This window comes from Alloalcanivorax balearicus MACL04, assembly GCF_025532145.1.
Lineage (GTDB): Bacteria > Pseudomonadota > Gammaproteobacteria > Pseudomonadales > Alcanivoracaceae > Alloalcanivorax > Alloalcanivorax balearicus.
On the sequence record NZ_ARXS01000016.1, the window covers coordinates 90409 to 108253 of the forward strand.

General features: G+C 60.9%; 20 protein-coding genes. 3 read left to right on the top strand and 17 right to left on the bottom strand.

Translation table 11 applies throughout. From position 1 onward, the window contains the following. Positions 1–3: 3 nt before the first annotated feature. The 7 genes from MA04_RS14130 to rfaH form a co-directional block, all read right to left on the bottom strand. Complete coding sequence (locus MA04_RS14130; protein ID WP_163121334.1) at positions 4–297, bottom strand: type II toxin-antitoxin system RelE/ParE family toxin; 294 nt, start codon at positions 295–297, stop codon at positions 4–6. Next, positions 294–542: an addiction module protein gene (locus tag MA04_RS14135; protein WP_022997210.1), complete on the bottom strand. Its 249-nt coding sequence runs from the start codon at positions 540–542 to the stop codon at positions 294–296. The genes MA04_RS14130 and MA04_RS14135 overlap by 4 nt, the downstream gene beginning before the upstream one ends. Before the next feature lie 245 nt (positions 543–787). Continuing rightward, on the bottom strand, positions 788–1696 hold the full coding sequence (locus MA04_RS14140) for a nucleotidyl transferase AbiEii/AbiGii toxin family protein (protein WP_163121336.1): 909 nt from the start codon (positions 1694–1696) through the stop codon (positions 788–790). Then, complete coding sequence (gene abiEi, locus MA04_RS14145) at positions 1686–2228, bottom strand: type IV toxin-antitoxin system AbiEi family antitoxin (protein WP_063140803.1); 543 nt, start codon at positions 2226–2228, stop codon at positions 1686–1688. Before abiEi ends, MA04_RS14140 begins: the two co-directional genes overlap by 11 nt. A gap of 226 nt (positions 2229–2454) precedes the next feature. Next, entirely contained in the window at positions 2455–2757 is a 303-nt protein-coding gene (locus MA04_RS14150; protein WP_316252608.1) for a type II toxin-antitoxin system RelE/ParE family toxin, read from the bottom strand. Then, positions 2708–2992 carry a type II toxin-antitoxin system ParD family antitoxin gene (locus MA04_RS14155; protein ID WP_163121338.1) on the bottom strand — a complete coding sequence of 95 codons (285 nt, stop codon included), beginning with the start codon at positions 2990–2992 and terminating at the stop codon, positions 2708–2710. The genes MA04_RS14150 and MA04_RS14155 overlap by 50 nt, the downstream gene beginning before the upstream one ends. 193 nt (positions 2993–3185) lie before the next feature. Next, positions 3186–3689: a transcription/translation regulatory transformer protein RfaH gene (rfaH, locus tag MA04_RS14160; RefSeq protein ID WP_262461103.1), complete on the bottom strand. Its 504-nt coding sequence runs from the start codon at positions 3687–3689 to the stop codon at positions 3186–3188. A 690-nt stretch (positions 3690–4379) separates the two neighbouring features. On the opposite strand from rfaH, the gene cysC reads away from it, so the two are divergent. Beyond that, complete coding sequence (gene cysC, locus MA04_RS14165) at positions 4380–4997, top strand: adenylyl-sulfate kinase (protein WP_026950059.1); 618 nt, start codon at positions 4380–4382, stop codon at positions 4995–4997. Between the two features lie 108 nt (positions 4998–5105). On the opposite strand, the gene MA04_RS14170 is transcribed toward cysC, so the two are convergent. From MA04_RS14170 to MA04_RS14215, 10 genes are all read right to left on the bottom strand, one after another. After that, positions 5106–6878, bottom strand: a complete 1773-nt coding sequence (locus MA04_RS14170) for an SLC13 family permease (protein WP_262461105.1) — start codon at positions 6876–6878, stop codon at positions 5106–5108. Positions 6879–7087: 209 nt separating this feature from the next. Beyond that, on the bottom strand, positions 7088–9298 hold the full coding sequence (locus MA04_RS14175; RefSeq protein WP_262461106.1) for a polysaccharide biosynthesis tyrosine autokinase: 2211 nt from the start codon (positions 9296–9298) through the stop codon (positions 7088–7090). Positions 9299–9320: 22 nt separating this feature from the next. Further along, positions 9321–9749, bottom strand: coding sequence for a low molecular weight protein-tyrosine-phosphatase (locus tag MA04_RS14180; protein WP_262461107.1), 429 nt, complete (start codon positions 9747–9749; stop codon positions 9321–9323). After that, positions 9749–10882, bottom strand: a complete 1134-nt coding sequence (locus tag MA04_RS14185; RefSeq protein WP_262461108.1) for a polysaccharide export protein — start codon at positions 10880–10882, stop codon at positions 9749–9751. The genes MA04_RS14180 and MA04_RS14185 overlap by 1 nt, the downstream gene beginning before the upstream one ends. A gap of 18 nt (positions 10883–10900) precedes the next feature. After that, a complete protein-coding gene (locus tag MA04_RS14190; RefSeq protein WP_262461109.1) occupies positions 10901–12400 on the bottom strand; it encodes a capsule assembly Wzi family protein in 1500 nt (499 codons plus the stop codon). A 380-nt stretch (positions 12401–12780) separates the two neighbouring features. Continuing rightward, a complete protein-coding gene (locus tag MA04_RS14195; protein ID WP_262461110.1) occupies positions 12781–13188 on the bottom strand; it encodes a DUF1330 domain-containing protein in 408 nt (135 codons plus the stop codon). A 354-nt stretch (positions 13189–13542) separates the two neighbouring features. Continuing rightward, positions 13543–14154 carry an IMPACT family protein gene (locus MA04_RS14200; RefSeq protein WP_262461111.1) on the bottom strand — a complete coding sequence of 204 codons (612 nt, stop codon included), beginning with the start codon at positions 14152–14154 and terminating at the stop codon, positions 13543–13545. 193 nt (positions 14155–14347) lie between these two features. Beyond that, on the bottom strand, positions 14348–15322 hold the full coding sequence (locus MA04_RS14205; protein WP_262461112.1) for a quinone oxidoreductase family protein: 975 nt from the start codon (positions 15320–15322) through the stop codon (positions 14348–14350). A gap of 210 nt (positions 15323–15532) precedes the next feature. Then, entirely contained in the window at positions 15533–15988 is a 456-nt protein-coding gene (locus MA04_RS14210) for an REP-associated tyrosine transposase (RefSeq protein WP_163121358.1), read from the bottom strand. Between the two features lie 252 nt (positions 15989–16240). Next, positions 16241–17017: an AraC family transcriptional regulator gene (locus tag MA04_RS14215; RefSeq protein ID WP_262461113.1), complete on the bottom strand. Its 777-nt coding sequence runs from the start codon at positions 17015–17017 to the stop codon at positions 16241–16243. 111 nt (positions 17018–17128) lie between these two features. Between MA04_RS14215 and MA04_RS14220 the strand changes: the two genes are divergently transcribed. Together MA04_RS14220 and MA04_RS14225 are read left to right on the top strand one after the other, a co-directional pair. Further along, complete coding sequence (locus MA04_RS14220) at positions 17129–17392, top strand: hypothetical protein (RefSeq protein ID WP_163121362.1); 264 nt, start codon at positions 17129–17131, stop codon at positions 17390–17392. Further along, positions 17389–17787 (top strand): GntR family transcriptional regulator, encoded by a 399-nt coding sequence (locus MA04_RS14225; protein ID WP_262461116.1) that lies wholly within the window; start codon positions 17389–17391, stop codon positions 17785–17787. Before MA04_RS14220 ends, MA04_RS14225 begins: the two co-directional genes overlap by 4 nt. Positions 17788–17845: the final 58 nt, after the last annotated feature.

The following is a 17845-nucleotide window of genomic DNA, read 5'->3' on the forward strand; positions in this document are numbered from 1 at the left end:
TTGTTACCGACGATCCAGCCAGTATTGGGGACGGCGTCGGTGGTGAGCAAATGCCAGTATATGCAGCTCACCCTCTCGTTCCCGGTAAATCAGGGAAACAGGAAAACGATGTAGCGGGACCCTTCGAATATCCGGCTGACATTCAATTTGCCAAGCGGTAGGGGTTTCTTCAATCAGGACCAGAGCTGCCTCGACTTCTTCGATCAGGGCGCCACCCAATCCTGGAACCCGGGATTCGTAGTGCCCAACAGATTCCAGGAATTCGGCCTCCGCTGCCGGGTGGAATTCATAGCTCATCGAATCAGTGCTCGGGCCTTCTTCAATACCTCATCTCCGGGCGTGGGTTGGATCACACCCTCGTCCCATTCCGTTGCTCTACGCCGGGCTTCTCTGAGCCAATCGTCTCTCAATTCCTCCTTGGAGGGCGTATCCAGGCTCAAAACAAGCTGCTTGATCAGACGAGTTCGCTCTTCTCTGGAGAGGTGGAGCGCCTCGGTTTCAATGGTCTGAAAGTCCATCTCTCTGCCCTCTGTCTCTTTCATGGCTCCAATTCTGACATGGACACATGGACAGTGCCATCCGGAGCCGGACCAGCGGGTGCTGGGTCAGCGCACCGTCTTCCCCCTTGGTGTTTCTTTTTTGTTTTTTGTCCGTTCTCCCTGTTCGGGAGAACGGATTCGCTGGCAAGCTAGCTCCCACAGCGGCGGTGTAGAGAGCAGGTTCGCCAGCAGGGCTGGGGGAGCAGGCGGCTTAGTTTGCGTTGCAGGTGCTGCCACGGACAGCATACTTACATATTGAACGGTGGTTCAGGCGCGGAGCCCGCTCGCAACGCCTTTAGGGCGGTTTGCAAATGGCCGCCGACGGCGCTGGTCAGATAGTCCAGGAACCCTGCTCTTTTGAGGGTCCGATCCAGGGTATCCTCGGGCAGAAAACGGCTCAGTGTATCCATGAACGCTTGGCTTTGGATACGTCCCGGCAGTTCCTTGATGGCCTGTTCCAGCTTGCCGGGATAATCCTCAAGCCCATAATCATCGATTTTGGCGCGCAGTACGGCTTCGTCCATTTTAGCTTCCCGCTGGGCCAGCCATTGCAAGTCCCAGATGTCCCGGTAGCGGGGGTGCGCCGTTGCCGGATAGGCGATCAGCTTGTCCACGAACACTTCGTCCAGCGTTTCCACGCCGACCAGGGTTTCATCATAGCCATCGGGCAGAAAATCGTAGTTGTGGCGCAGCGGCATGAGTACCCGGGTATGGGCGGGCACATTGACCACCTCCAATTTGATCCGCTGGTGTGGCAGATCCGGCCGCTCCGGAGCGGTACGAATACTGACCTGCCAGCGCCGGACCTGTACGCCCGGCCGGGTATCGTCACCTGACGGCGGCTCTTTGACCCACACCTGGAGCCCATAACGCTCGCCCAGATACTGTTCCAGGCAGACTTTGATGTCCTGAAGTTCCGGATCACCGAACTCCGTGCCGGCGACGAAATCCAAGTCTTCCGAGAACCTGGGGGCACCGTGACAAAGCCGCAGACTGGTCCCTCCCTGAAACGTCAACCGGTCGAGAAGGCCCTGCCGGTCCAAGGCGAACAGGATGTCGTAATGCAACAGCTCCTTTTCCACCACCGGGCGCATGTGGGTCCGGCCCGGCACCGCCATGGCCCGGGTGACCAGCGCCTCGAAATCCTTACTGGCCATCACCGGCCCCCTCCTGTTCCATCAGATGGCAATTGCGGCCTACACGGCGCAAGTCCCGGCGGGCGGCGGCTAGCGTGGCGATGCGCAATGGCCGCCCCGGTACCGGCACCATGCTCTGTAATATCTCGTCGAGCCCTCTCTTGGTATGAGTGAACTCGATGGTGCCGTGACGGGTCCGGTAGGTGCCCTTGCGACCGGTAGTCATCACGGTGAGCCGGTCGATGGGGATCTGCGAAATCACGCCGTATTCGCTCAGGGCGGATTCGAGACTCACGTAGTTGTACTCACCGGGACGCAGCGCCTTGGCGATATGCTCGATGGCGTAGCCGTCCTGGCTGCCGGCGTAGGGGTTCAGATACACCCCTCGAGCGGCGCGCTGTAGCAAGCCACGCTCTACCATGCGCGCCAGCCCCTTTTCCAATGACTTTTCCGATTCATTGGGAAACAGGCGCCGCATGTCGTGGCGGGAGAAGACGTACCGGCCACGTTTGTCCCATTCGCTCAAGGTTTTCTGTAGTTCGTCTCGGGTCATAAGTGCACATTTACACCCCTTTATTGGGGGTTAAGTGTACACCTTTTTATGAATACGGGCATTTTCAATGTTCGCTTGCGAGCGGAGCGCCGCCCGACAATCTTCCCACAGGGGGCCTCGAAGCCGCTGTGGGAAGCGGCCTTGGCCGCGAATACGGCGTTCGGCGTGCCTACTTCGCTGGCAAGCCCGCTCCCACAGCGGCGATGTAGAGGGTCAGCAGGAAATGCTAGAAGTGCTCTTCTATATCCATGCGTTTGTGGGGAATGCCGATGATGTCGATTCCCCACTCATTGATTACATAGAAGATTAAGTGGCTCCCTTGAGGATAACAGTGGTAGCCCTTCTTGATATCCTGTCGATGACGCCCCCGCGCCGGATTTTCCGCAAGCCACACGAAACGTTGCTCCATGTTCCGCATGTATATGTCGCGCTGCGCCCGGCCCCAATTGGCTGCTGTATATCGGGCAATAGCAATGAGGTCATCCCTGGCCCGGAGTGTTACCCGATATCGAGTGCTGTTTGGCATCATCCTGATCCCTGATCAGCTCATCCATGCTGAAGTTGTCAACGTATTCACCACGAGCCGCCTGCTCTTCGCCTTCCAAGAGATGAGCGCGCAAGGTCGCCAATTTTGTCTGGCGCATTTCCAGAGTACGTAACCCGTCCCGGATCACTTCACTGACGGATCCGTACCGACCGCTAGCGACCTCTTCTTTAACAAAGCGCTCCCAATGGGAGCCCAAGGTCAAACTTGTCGTAGCCATGGCTGACTCCTATTCATATTGAGCAGTTATGAATATAGCGCAAATTCGGGTACGCCGTGAAGCTGCTATTCACCCTCTCCGGGCACGCTACCGCCACAGGGTTTACCGTCGGTTCCCTGAGAACGGGTGGGCGGTGTTGGCCCGGTTGCATTGTATGGCCGCCAATCCGGTTGACCATCCCCCATTTGGGGGGCTAATGGCGGCTGACGTCCTTGATGGACAGGGTTAACTGGTGCTGCTTGTGCAGCATGCCCATCAGAACGATCACTCTTTCCTGGCCATCAAAGCGCTGGAATACCGCTTCCAGGTCCTTGAAGGGGCCGTTTTCAATACGCAGGGTATCGCCGGGAGCAAAGGCCTGCTCCTGGTCCTTACTTTCGGTACGGGTTTGCAGTTCTTCCACCACGCGGTCGGGTACCGGTACCGGCTGGTTGCCGAAGGTGACCAGTTTCTGCACTCCACGGGTGGAGCGCACCGTGTGCCAGCCACCAGCGCGATCGAGACGGATAAATAAATAGCCGGGGAATAACGGTTCCTCGCGCTGGATACGGCGTCCGGCGCGCAGGCGTTCCACGGAGAGTTCCGGGAGAAAGCAGGTGAAACCCTGGTTTTCCAGGTTTTCCCGGGCCCGGTAGTTCTGGTTGGCGCGGCACTGCACCACGTACCAGGCATCCTGGCCGGCGGCGGTGTTCGTCACGGATGAGCTGGGGTCCAACATAGGTTACCCGAAGCCTCTACAAGCGGGCCGGCATGGGGTGCCGAACTGTGGCTGTCGCGGGGCGTCCCAAGTTGCTTGCCTCCTCATGCCGATCGCATCCTTACGTCCTGGCTGTTTACCAACTACTCGGCCTGGTCCGCGATCATTCCAATCGCGCCAGCCGCTCCGCACTGTACTGGGATCCCCCTGACCTGAACATTGAGCGGATACCGGTTTGTGAAGTTTTTACACCCCTGTAACACTTCATCGGTTTCTATTATTTGCATTCACCGCCCGGGCACGATACTACCGATACCCAGGTGCCTTCACAATATTGTCAGTTGGCGATTCTGGTAGTCTTTTGTGACCCTTTCCTGACAGTGCCGATTTCCGTAAAAGTGTTGCCGCTTCAAGGGGTTGGGCTGGACGATGGTGCTCTTTTTTTCTAATCCTAAAGGATTAAGGAAAAATGTTTGGCAATGCTTTTTTATTATCCTGGCATTTTTTGATGCGAAGGGGGCACGGCATACATTCGCTAGCAAGCTCGCTCCCACAGCGGCTTCGTGGATTGCTGTGGGAGCCAGCCTGCTGGCGAAGGTTTAAGCAAAGAACCAATAGATATTGAACCCCCCGGCCAAAGCCCTACCATAGCGGGCTGCCAGCCGGCATTTACCATCAATGGAGGATTCAATGAGCGACAGCCCTTATCAGAAGCGTGAGCACGACGCCAAGGCCGAAGTGATCTGGCATCAGTCCCACCTGACCAAGGCCGACCGGGCCAAGGCCAAGGGCCAGACTCCCAAGTGCATCTGGCTGACCGGTCTGTCCGGTTCCGGCAAATCCACTCTGGCCAACGCTCTGGAAGTGGCTTTGACTCAGCAAGGCAAGCACACCTATCTGCTGGACGGGGACAACGTGCGCCACGGCCTGAACAAGAACCTGGGCATGAGCGACGAGGACCGCACCGAGAACATCCGCCGTGTCTCCGAAGTGGCGAAGCTGATGGTGGACGCCGGCCTGGTGGTGGTGACCGCGTTCATCAGCCCGTTCCGCGCCGACCGCGATGCCGCCCGCGAGCTGTTCGAGGATGGCGAGTTCGTGGAAGTGTTCGTGGATGCGCCGCTGGAAGAATGCGAGAAGCGTGATCCCAAAGGGCTCTACCAGAAAGCGCGCCAGGGCATCATCAAGGAATTCACCGGCATCGACAGCCCCTATGAGGCGCCGGAGAAGCCGGAGGTGGTGATCAACACCGCGGAGAATGATATTGAGACCTGCGTGAAGCAGTTGATTGAAGGGATTGGGGTTTAAGACATTCGCTTGCAAGCAAGCTTCCCACAGCGGCTTCGTAGTCATGCTTGTTGTGTGAGACAAACTACGAAGCCGCTGTGGGAGCGGGCTTGCCAGCGAATGTTTTTCTCAGAACGGCCAGACCAGCGGGATCAGCGTGATGGATACCGCCCCCGCCAGCAGGCTCATGGGCACGCCGATGCGCAGGTAGTCGGTGAAGCGGTAACCGCCCGGCCCCATGACCATGAGATTGGTCTGATAACCCAGCGGCGTCATGAAGCTGGCCGAGGCGGCGAACATGACCGCGACGATGAAGGGCGTCGGGCTCACGCCCAACTGCTCCGCCACTCCCAACGCCAGCGGAAACACCAGCACCGCGGCGGCGTTATTGGTGATCAGCTCGGTGAACAGCGCCGTGATCACATAGATCAGCACCAGCGCCATCCACGGCGAGGTGATGTGGGCACGGAACAGGCTGTCCACGATCCAGCCCGCCGCCCCGCTCTCTTCCAGCGCCGTCCCCAAAGCAAAGGACGCGCCGATCACCACCAGCACCGGCAGGTTCACGCTCACATTCATACGGGCGCGGTTGACGGTGACACAGCGGGTCACCAGCAGCAGCCCGGCGGCCAGGAACGCCGCTTCCAGTACCGAGAACCAGCCCAGCACGTTCATCAGGATCATCAGCCCGAGGATGCCGGTGGCCAGCGGCGCCTTGCGGAAATCCGGCGGGGTGGAATCCCGCAGCGGGCTCACCAGCATGAAGTCGCGGCGGTAGCGGTACTGTTCGATAAAGCTCTCGCCGGTGTCCAGCAGCAGCGTATCCCCCACCTTGAGCACCATTTCCCCCACCTTGCCGGGCAGGCGCAGACCATGGCGGCTGATGCTGAGAATGGCGGCTTGGTAACGGGTGCGGAAAGCCGCTTCCTTGACGGTCTGGTTGACGCCGGGGAATTCCGGCCCGATTACTACCTCCACCAGACAGCGCTGATGGGTGTTGAGGTTCAGTTTGTGCACGGCGCCGTGGGCCGGCACCAGGCCATTGATCCGTTGTAACTCCCGGGCGGTCTCCGGGGCACCGATAAAGGCCAACTGATCGCCGGTCTGCAGCTGCATGTCCGGGCCCACCGCGGTATAGAGATGGCCATCGCGCTGGATCTCGGTGAGATAACCGTGAGTGAGATTGCGCAGGCCGGCTTCCTGGATGGTCTTGTTATGCAGCGGGCTGCCCTCGGGGATGCGCATTTCCACATGGTATTCGCGGGCGTGCTCCAGCTGCTCCACCAGCCCTTCCCGGCTGGGCAACAGACGCCGCCCGAACAACAGTAGAAACACGGATCCGATTACCAGCAGCGGCAAGCCCACCCAGGTGAGGTCGAAAATGTGGAACCCGGGCAGTCCTTTTTGCTGCACCAGGCCGTCCACCACCAGGTTGGTGCTGGTGCCGATCAGGGTGCAGGTGCCACCAAGGATGGCGGCGTAGCTGAGCGGCATCAGCAGTTTGGAGGCGGACAAACGCAGACGCTGGGCCCATTCCTGCACCGCCGGGATCATCATCGCCACCACGGTGGTGTTGTTGAGGAAGGCGCTGAGCAAGGCAGTGGGAGCAATCAGACGGAGTTGGCTGCCAAAGGCGGTTTTGGGCTGGCCGAGCAGCTTGTGGGCCACCCAATAGATGGCGCCGGTATCCCGCAGCGCGGCGGCCACGATGTACAGCACGCCGACGGTCATCAACCCCTGGTTGGCGAACCCGGCCAGGGCCTGTTGCGGGGTGATGATGCCGGAGACCAGGACAATCACCATGGCCCCCATCATGGTCACTTCCGCCGGTACCCGGTTACTGGCCAGGGCGACCAGCACGCCCAGAACAATCAGCAGTGTGAACAGGATTTCCGGAGTCATAGGTCAGAGAGCGCCCGTGGTCAGGTAGCGGATTACCTTAAAGCCATCCATGGTACTGGCTCGCATATTCCATTCAATGATTGATTGGCTATGGGGATATAGCGTTTGGGTTTATGTGTGGATTTACTGTGGGAGCTAGCTTGCTAGCGAATTGCTCTTACGTATGAATAAAAACATTCGCTAGCAAGCTAGCTCCCACAGAGAGAAGCTCAGCTCTTATCGCTACTGTACTTGTAGTAGCTGTAATAACCGTATTCGTTGGAGGCGCGGCGTTCGATGCAGTTGAGGATGGCGCCTTTGATGGTGACCTTGTTCTGTTCGAAGCGGTTGATGGTGACGTCAATTTCCTTCACCGAGTTTTGGCCGTAGCGGGCCACGATCAGGCTGGTGCCGGCCAGTTGGCCGACAATGGCGGCGTCGGTCACCGCCAGGATCGGCGGCGTGTCCACCAGCACCAGATCGAATTGCTCGGAGAGTTTGTCCATCAGCTCGCCGAAGCGCTTGTGCATCAGCAGCTCCGCCGGGTTCGGTGGAATCTGGCCACGGGAAATGAAGGACAGGTTTTCTTCCTTGGTTTGCACCAGCACCTGATCCAGATCCGCCTGGCCGGACAGGAACGACGACAGCCCGGTCTGGCCATCGTTTTCAAAGTAGCGGTGCAGGTGGCCCTTGCGCATATCCGCGTCCACCACCACCACACGCTGTCCTACCTGGGCCAGCACCGCCGCCAGGTTGGCGGTGACGAAGGATTTACCCACCCCCGGGCTGGGGCCGGAGATCATCAGTACTTTATTGTCCGCTTCCATCATGGCGAAATGCAGGCTGGTGCGCAGGCTGCGCAGCGCCTCGATGGCCAAGTCGCCCGGATCTTTTTCCGCCAGCAGGGAAATAGGCTCGTGCTTACCGCGTTTGCGACGGCGCAATGCCGCCATCACCCGGTCCAGTTTTTGCTGGCTTTCGGACAGCGGCACCGCCGCATAAACCGAAATGCCCTGCTCTTCCAACTGATCCGGAGTTTCCACGCCGCGATTGAAAGCGGCACGCACCAGCACATGGCCCACTGACATCATCAACCCCAATAGCCCGGCCAGTGCAGCGATCAGGCCTTTTTGCGGTTTCACCGGCTCCGGTTGCACCAGTGCACTATCAATAACACGCACGTTACCCACGGTGCTGGCACGCATGATGCGCAGTTCCTGCACCTTGTTCAGCAAGGCAACGTAAATCTCCTGGTTCACCTCCACGTCACGCATCAGCCGCAGGATTTCCTGCTGGGTTTCCGGCAATTCATTGATCTGCTTGTTGATCTCCGCTTTCTCGCCTTCCAAGGAACGGCGCTGTTGCAGCAGGGTGCGATAAGCCGGGTGCTCACGGGTAAAACGGGCGGAGACTTCGCTTTCCTTGATTTTCAATTCATTGAGCTTGGCTTCGATGGAAACCAGCCGTTCCAATACCGATTGGGTTTCCAGGCTCAGGTCCACGGACTCGCTCTTGAGCCGGTAGGCGTTAAGTTTTTCTTCCGCATTGGTTAGCGTGCTTTTGATTTCCGGCAGTTGCTGATCCAGGAACTCCAGGCTCTTTTCCGCTTCCTCGGCGGTACGCTGAATGTTCTGCAGTACATAGTTATCGGCGATGGCGTTGAGCACGGCACGGATACGTCCCTGATTTGGGCCGGTATAACTCATATTGATGATGCCGGTCTGTTTGCCCACCTCGCTGACAGCAAGGTTGGCGCGAATACCATTGACCACGGTCAGTATCGAATACTTGGTCAGGATGAGATCTTCTCCACCGGGCTGCCATTCACCTAACTCCAGATGGATGCCGCCATCTTCGCTGCGCAGAGGTTGATCCGCCGGGCCTTTGGCCACCAGTTCCCCGTCGTAATAGAGCGCCGGCTGGCCGTCCTCGGATTGCAAGGTAAAGGGCTCATCCAGCAAACCGTCCGGCACATTGAAATGATTCACGGTGACGTAAGTTTCGCTATCCCGGAAACCGGCGAACAGCGGCACCGGAGCGCCTTCCGGGGTCGGCTCCGGAGCCCTGAAACCACCGATCAGTGGCAGCCGGTCTGGCGCCAGGCCGATGTCCATGTGCAACTGATCCACTACCTGGCCAAGCACCATGCGGGAACGGATCAACTGGATCTCGGCCTCGGCAGAAGATTCCTGGCTCAACAGCTCGTTCAAATCGCCGATGCCCGCCATGCTGCCGGTTTTCGGTTCCACCTGTAGCAAACCATCCGCTTTGTAAATGGGGGTGGCGACAAAGCCGTAGGCCAGCCCCAGCAACAGCGCCAGCACCGTGGTGCCGATAACCAGCCAGCGGGCGTCCATCAGCAGCCCCCACAGGCGGCGCAGGTCGATTTCGTCGTTGATCACGTTGAGGCGGCCGGAGTTGTCGGTTTGCGGGCTGCTCATAGGGAGAGATCGTTCCTTTTGATCAAAGTTTGCCGGCCCAGGCCTCGGTGGCCTGCCGCAGCATGGGGTAGATGCGTTCGAACACTTCCCGCCCACGGCGGAAAGGGTCGGGAATATCGTGGCCGCCATTCCAGTGGCTCAACAGGAAGGTCTTGCCACTGGCTTCGGGAAACTCACTGATAATGCGGTCTCGTTGGCGGGTTTCCATCACCAGGATCAGGTCGGCATCGCGACACAGGGCGGAGGTGAGCTTGCGGCCGCTATGGTCGCCACAATCGAGGCCGTTGGCCCGGGCCACGTCCCGGGCCATCTGGTCCATATCGTGCCCTTCGAGGCCCACCAGACCAGCGGAACTCACCGCCTTCTCCGGCTTTAGCTCACGCAGTAGCGCCGCCACCGTAGGGCTTCGACAGATATTGCCATCGCACACCACAAGGATATGGTCAAACATCAGTTGTCATTGTCCCACAACCGATCCTGTGACAAAGCACCATAGTAAATGACTTGAGCTGTCGGCAGGATATTCCGGATCACGCGATTCCAGCGAGCCACCGGCGCCGCAGTGATATAGACGATATCACGGGATTGCAGATGAAATGCGTCCGCCATCACCAGCGCGGTGGCGTCCTTGGCATTCAATTGGTAGACATCGATCAGGTGTTCGGAGCCCGGTTGCGCCCGGCGCACCACGAACACGCCAGAAGCATCCGCGGTATCTTGATTGAAGCCTCCCACCGTGGACAGTGCTTCCGCCAGTGTCAGTCCGTTACGGGTCATCGGCACCGGCTGAGCTTCCTTCACTTCACCCAACACAAAGACTTTGTTGTCTTCATTGCGGGCCACATGCACCACGTCGCCGGGGCGCATCAGCACGTTATGGGCCGGATTGCCTTGCTGATAAACCGCTCTCAGGCTCAAACGATAGTCCGTGCCATCACGGCTCAGATCCACATCGGTCCAGTCCGCGTTTTCGCCCAGGCCGCCGGCGGCGTTCACCGCGTCCAGCAAACGCATGGGCACGTTGGTGATGGGGTAGGCCCCCGGCTGTTTGACCTCACCGGTGACGTAAACCTTCTGGCTGCGGAACGCCGCCACGGTAACGTCTACTTGCGGGTCTTCGATGTACTGAGAAATACGGCTCGCGATCAAATCACGGATCTCGGTGACCTTCAGACCATTGACGTCGATTTTCCCCACATAGGGGTAAAAGATGGTGCCGTCGTTGTGCACCCAGTTACCGGACTCAGAGGGGCTGCGCATGGAGCCGGCGGGAATGGTCAGTTCCGGATGGTCCCAAACGGTGATTTGCAGTACGTCACCGGGGCCCACCCGGTAATCGTAATCTTCCGGTTCGTCCAGCAACGCTTCGGGGGGCATCAAGGGCCCTTCCTGCTCGGTCTGCCGCAGAATGGCGGTGCTGATCTCGTGTATTTCCACCACATCGGGCAGCGCCTCGGCTTCCACGCCGTCGTCTTCGCTGAACCAGCCCGGCGCGTTGGAGATGTGCGCGCCCGGAGCGAAGGCACAACCGCCCAACGCACCCAACAGGGCGGCGATCAGCAGGGACTTGGTAGTTGTCGTCATAGTCACCGGAAAATCCTGTTACCAGTCAAAGGTACGGCGCCATTGCGCCATGGCGGTCAAACGTTCGCTCTCGCCAGCGAAGGTTTCCACCGGATCGTCGGTGGCGGCCAACGCCCAGGTGAGCCGGCCACCGAGAAAATCGTGTTCCAGACGCAGCTCACCGAGGATCACATCCTGCTCATCCACGGCCTGGAGGATTTCGGCGCCGTCCGGGTGCACCTGCGCCCGTTTGCCGCCGTCCACATTGAGGGTGGCGCTGCTGAGGGCCGCGGTGAATACCACACCGCTGCGGAAAAACTGCTGTACCCCCAGGGTCGCCACCTTGGCGTCGCTTTCCCAGGTGCTGGCCAGGTTGCGTCCATAATATCGGAAGCCGCTGGTATATCTTGAATGTTCGTACATCACGCCTTCACGGGCGTTGCCGAACAGATCGCCGGCAACGGTGTTGGCGCCCTCGATAAAGAAACGCTGACTGCCCTTGCCCATATGGGTGAGGAAGTCGAAGCCGAACTGGGTGGCGTACTTGGACGGCATATAGCCGGCCTCGTCCTCACCCATGGCCTGGCCATAGAAACTGGTGGGCACACCGAACAACGGGAAGTTTGCACGGAAATCAAAACCGGCAACCTGGTTACTGGGGTCCTCGCCTTCGTCGAAGCCGGAGGTCTGGCCGTTGTCCTTGCCGATGATGGCGTCGCCCAGAGAACTCCAACTCTCGGAGAAGCCATCCCCACCCCATTGGAACAGCCGGGTAAAGCCGATTTGCAGGAAAGAGGCCGGGCGTAGTGTCAAGCGGCCACCTAACAGCTTGGTATCGGGAACGGTGCGATCCTGCTCCAGTTGCCCGCCGAACATCTGCAGATCCCAGGGGCCGATCCAGTTGAGCCAGCGGGACTGGGGTGCATAGGGGGTTTGGCGGCTGACCCAGAAACCGGCCACGGGCCGGGCATTGGACGACCAGGCCAGGGAACTGTGCCAGCCCGGACCCCACCAGCGGTCGATGGCGCCGACGCCCAGTTGCCAGTTGCCGAAACGGCCGGCCACGTAGCTGCCGTCGGCGCGCACTTCGCGCTCATCACGGTCGTTGTCGATGTATTGGGCTTCGATGTTGGCGGCCCAGCGCCGGCCGGTGTAGCTGACGGCCATGCGGGCATCGGCTTCGCCCATGGGTTGGGAGCCGAAATGGGAGAACAGCGGTTCCTGGTTGGCGCCGCCCAGTGTGAGGGTGGCGGTGCGGGTCTGGCCCTTGGCCTGATCCATGGCCGCGCGCAGGTAGGCGGCGTGATCGGAACTGCGGCATTCTTCCGGCATGCCGGACATGCCCACGGCAATCGCCGACCAGTTCAGCGGCCAGGTCAGGGTCAGCCCCTTGAAGCAGCCCATGGCGGACAGCGCTTCCACGTGGTGCCTGGCGCGCAGGTCACCGGTTTCCACCCAGGGCGCGGCTTGCACCCCGGACACCCATCCGACCAGCGCGACGGCGGCGCTGCCTTTTAACCACTTAGCCCAATCAACCACTGGGGATCCTTTTCCAACCCGTTTTGACACTCCTTCCGGAGCGGGATTATGACCCGGCCGTTACGTCGTGAATACGGCGGCAGGCGGCATTTTACATCGACTTTACCACCGGATGGCTACTCCAAAGGCGATTCCCCGATCCGGCCCGGCCCGAGGCCCTGATCATTTCGCCATCGCGAGCCTCGGCGCGCTGTGTTCTGTTCGACAGAAATCACGGTTGGTAAGGTGCCCTGCTCCCCGGACCACGGAGCAACAGGGTCAGGACTCACTGTTACCGGTTTATGACCACCCCCGGGGCCCGGCAAGCCAGGACGGTACCGGCGAGCGGGCCGCAGCGCACGGGGCCGGGGCGGCCCCGGATCCGGAATTGTTACAGAGCATTAAGCGGACTGTTGCTTCATGGCGACCAGGCGGGCTTCTTCCAGGGCGGCGGTGCGGTGACGGGTGGCTTCCCGGTATTCCGGGTCCGCCAGCATATCGGCGAAGGCCTGGATCGAGGGGTAGCGTACCAGCAGCACCTCATCCCAGTGCTCATCCGGCGGCGCGATCACCCCGGCCAGGGCGTCCCCGGACCAGATCAGTTTGCCGCCCACGCCTTCGACTTTGCGGAACGCCACTTCGGAATAGCGGCGGTAGGCTTCGCGGCCATCGTAGTCGGCGTCACCGGTTTTCCGGTAGTGGGCCACGGCGCGAAAACGCAGCAGATTGAGCATGACGATGGGGGTATCGGCGGGAATGCCGGCGAGGATCTCCGGCAGGCGGTCTTTGTCCGGATCGACAATGGACATGAGTCTCTCCTTTTATTATCGGAATGGGGCTTTCGAGAGTGCCTGGAGTGGGATGGTTAGCCCATGGTGAAAGGCGTCACGTGTTTGGCTTGGGGCTTCCCTGACTCTGTAGGAGCCAGCCTGCTGGCGAATCCCGGTCTGTGGGAGCCAGCCTGCTGGCGAATTCCGCCCCTGGCGTGGCCCATTCGCTTGCAAGCAAGCTTCCCACAGCGGCTTCGTAGCACGGTCTGTAGGAGCTAGCCTGCTGGCGAATTCCAGCCTCCGACGTTGCTCCATTCGCTTGCAGGCAAGCTCCCACAGCGGCTTCGTGGCATGGTCTGTGGGAGCTAGCCTGCTGGCGAAGATTCTATCTCCCTACAACTTCTCGATGGCAAACCCATGCGCCGCGCAGAACGCCCGCAGATCCGCCAGGGCCAGGTCCGGCAGGCTGAGGCGGGCGGTCACGCCCTCGCCGTACAGGATCTCCATCAGCTCGGCTTCATGCTGGCCGCACCAGTGGCGCAAGGGTTGCTCGCCGGCGAAGTCCAGGCTCACGGTGACCTCGCTGGTGGGCTCCTGCTCGATCACTTCCATGGCCGCCAGCACCGCTTCCGCCGCGGCGGAATAGGCCCGCACCAGGCCGCCGGCGCCCAGCTTGACGCCACCGAAGTAGCGGATCACCACCACCATGGCGTCGCCCACGCCTTTGTGCTGCAGCACGTTGAGAATTGGCCGTCCGGCGGTGCCGGAGGGCTCGCCGTCGTCGTTGGCGGCGCCCTGGGCGGAGGACGGCGGCCCGATCAGCCAGGCATAGCAGTGATGGGTGGCGTCCGGGTAACGCTCACGGGCTTCCGCCAGCACCGCCTGTGCCGCCGCCCGGTTGGTGACCGGTCGCAGCCAGGCGATGAAGCGGCTTTTGTTGATTTCAATCTCCCGATCCACCGCCGCGGCGGGGACCGGATAAGGAGGGGGGGCCGGTTCCGTCATGGCGGCATTGTACGGGGTCCCGGCCTTTGTGTCCGGCCTCTTCCCTGTTACCCCAGGGTTGTGAACAGCCTGCTTCGCCTGTTCGCTGCCAAGGCAGCTTCCCACAGCGGCTCCGTAGCCTCCGCTGTGGGAAGCTGCCTTGGCAGCGAATTCATGTCGCCATACAATCGGGCGAACGCAGCGGCGCCAGGCCTTACACCTTCAACGCCACCGCGCCGCTGGTGAGGCGATCCTCCATATCCTGGTGCGCCTGGCCGATCTGTTCGAACGGGTACACGCGTGGCGGCTCCGGTGTCAGCACGCCGCTTTTCAGGGCCTCGAAGAAGGCGGCGGCGGTGGCGTCCCGCTCTTTCGGGTCACGGGTGTAGTGGCCCCGCATGGGCCGCACCACGGTGTTGGAACCGCGCGCCAGCAGCGAGACCGGCATCGGTTCCACCGGGCCGGAGGACTGGCCAAAGTTCACCAAATGTCCCAGCGGTGCCAGGCAGTCCAAGGACTTGTAAAAGGTGTCCTTGCCGACGGAATCGTAGGCCACCGCCACGCCCTCGCCTTGGGTGATCTCCCGGACCCGCTCGACGATGTCTTCCTGGCGATAGAGGATCACGTGGTCACAGCCCCGGGCGCGTACCAGCTCCGCTTTCTCCTCACTGCCGACGGTGCCGATCACCGTGGCGCCCATATGGTGTGCCCATTGCACCAGCAATTGCCCGACACCTCCGGCGGCGGATTGCACCAGGATGGTCTGGCCGGCCTGTAGCGGGAACACCTGATGCAGCAGGACGTGGGCGGTGGAGCCGCGCACCATCATCGAGGCGGCGCTGATCTCATCCACCCCATCGGGAATCTTCACCAGGGTATCGGCGCTGATTAGCCGTTCGTCCGCGTAGGCGCCGTAGTTGCCGGAGACGTACACCACTCGTTCGCCTACCGCGAAGCCTCCCACGCCCTCGCCCACCGCGGTGATCTCACCGGCGGCTTCCAGGCCGGGGATGCCGGGTAGCGGCAAGGTTTGATACAGACCGGAGCGCACATAGATGTCGTGGAAATTGACGCCGATGGCGGTCTGTTTGATCCGCACTTCCCCGGGACCGGGGTCGCCCACGTCCACCTCTTCCACCCGCAACACTTCCGGGCCACCGGTTTCACGCATTACCAAGGCTTTCGCCATTGTTGTTCTCCCGAGTTCGAAAAGGGTTTAACGGTACCCGGGCTATTCGCTTGCAAGCAAGCTTCCCACAGCAGCCCTGTAGAAAAGCTGTGGGAGACCAGCTTGTTGGCGAATCCCCGACCTCCGGCGTTAGCGCATTCGCTTGCAAGCAAGTCTCCCACAGCGGCTTCGTAGCATACTCTGTGGGAACCAGCCTGCTGGCGAATGTCTTCATATCCAAACCGCATCCCAGAGCGAATAATCGCGCACGGAGCGGACCAGACCTGCTCGTAGAGGATTTGCGATGATGTATCTGGCCGCGGCGACGACATCGTCGTCCTTTCGGAGTGCCCGATCATGGAAGCCCCTTTGCCAAAGGGGCTCTTTTGTCCCCTCCTCAAGGCGCCAATATCTCGTTGCTACTGACTTCGCCTTCTGTACCGTTCCGGACAGGCCGGCATCACGTCGCAATTGCAGCAACCAGTGCAGATGGTCCGGCATCACCACGAAGCACAGGGTATCGGCATAATCCGAAACAGCCCGCAATGCTCTTACCGCACAGCGCCCCTGGCCGAGCTGCGCAAAATTAGCGTGTCGGTGATGGCACGTTATTGAAACATGATAAATCCGCCCGGCTTCGCTATGGCGGCCTGCCCTTAGGCGATGTGACTGTGCCTTCCCTGGCATGTCGGTGTTCCGGTTCTTGATGGGACTCTGAACTTAGCAGGGTGAGCGTCGGGATACGGATACCGGTCGTCGTGGAAAAAACGCCATTGGACGGATAGCAACCCCGTTCGCTTGCAGGCAAGCTCCCACAGCGGCCCTGTAGAAAGATTGTGGGAGACCAGCCGGGCGGCGCTCCGCTTGCTGGCGAATCTCCCACAGCGGCTTCGTAGCACAAATTGTGGGAGCCAGCCTGCTGGCGAATGGTATCGCCCCCTACCCCCGCCACTTCCCTGGTGTTACGCCGAACCTGTCGCGGAAGGCGGCGATGAAGGCGCTGACGTTGTCGTAACCGAGTTCCAGGGCGACGGTGGTCACCGGGGTGTCGTTGGCCAGCCGCTCCAAGGCGCGCAGCAGCCGCGCCCGTTGCCGCCATCGCTGGAAGCTGAGGCCGGTTTCCTGGGGAAAGCGCCGTGACAGGGTGCGCGCCGAGAGCCCGGCCCAACACGCCCATTCGCTTTGGTCGCGCCGGTCCGCCGGATCATCCAGCAGGGCGCGGGCCACTTTCAGCAGGCGTGGATCGGTGGGCATGGGCAACCCCAACGGCGCTTCCGGCAGCTCGCGAATCTCGGCGGCGATGACCGCCGCCAGCGGATCGCGCCGACGCTCCCAGCTCTCCTGGTCCCAGCTGGCGGCACGTTTCACCGCTTCCATCAACAGCCCGGAAACCCGCACCGTGCATGGCTCCTCCGGCAGCCCCGCGCACAGATCCTCACGCATCAGTAGCGCCCAGCCATCGAACCGGCCATGGGGGTCGATACCGTGCTCGCAGCGCGGTGGAATCCAGATCGCGTGAACCGCCGGCACCGCCCACAGGGTGGCGCCGGTCCGTACGGTCAACAGCCCTTCGATGGCACCGCACAACTGGCCTTCGTCATGACTGTGCACGCCAGCCATGCGCGCCTCGCGTTCGGCGTCCCGTTTGCTCCAGACACGAGCCACCAGAGGCCCGGGAAAGGCGGGGAAGGAGCCGCTGCCAGAAGTTAAAGCCATGATGGCGAGTTTCCGTTATTGAATGACCTCCATACCGTATTTCAGTCATCCGCTTCGCGCTAGTCTGTTTTCACCCCCTTGTTCCCGCCCTTCCATTGAAAGGACCTAACCATGCGAGCCAATGACATACTGCCCGACGAGCAAAGCACCCTGAATCTCGACGGCGTCACCATCCGCAAGGGGTCGGTGGGCGCGTTTCTGGTCAATGCCCGCCTGTGGCTGGACCCGGCCACGCCGGAGCCGCAACGGCGGGAAGCGGAACGGGATCTGGCGGAATTGCTGCCGGCGCTGGATGCGCTGGGACTGTTCGATATCCTGCAGGTGCGCCAACCCAGCCTGCGCCAGTGGCTGGATGATCAACGGGAGGGGCGATGATGACGCTGGACGACTTCGAGATTCACGACATCAGCGCCTTTCCGGTGGTGCGTTTCTTCCCCGAGTCCCTGCCGGAGGGTTACGCGCTGCGCTGGGAGAAAGAGATGGATGCTCTGATTACCCAACCGGAACCGTTCGTGGTGCTGCTGGGTAACGCCGAGGTGGCGGAAGAGACTCATGAGGACCGCAAGCGGCGCACGCTGTGGCTCAAGCGCAACCGGGACGCGCTGGCCCGTGCCTGCAAGGGCATGGTCGGAGTGCAGCCGAACGCCACCAAACGGCTGGTGATGCAAACCCAGAGCGCGGCCCTGGCCGGGCTGTTCAATGTGCCGCTGCGGGTAGTGGCCAGCGTGGAGGAGGCGGAACGGCTGGGGCGGGTGTTTTTGTCGGAGTAAGGGGCACTGCTCGAATCGCCTTTTCGACGTTGGGACATTCGCTTGCGAGCAAGTCTCC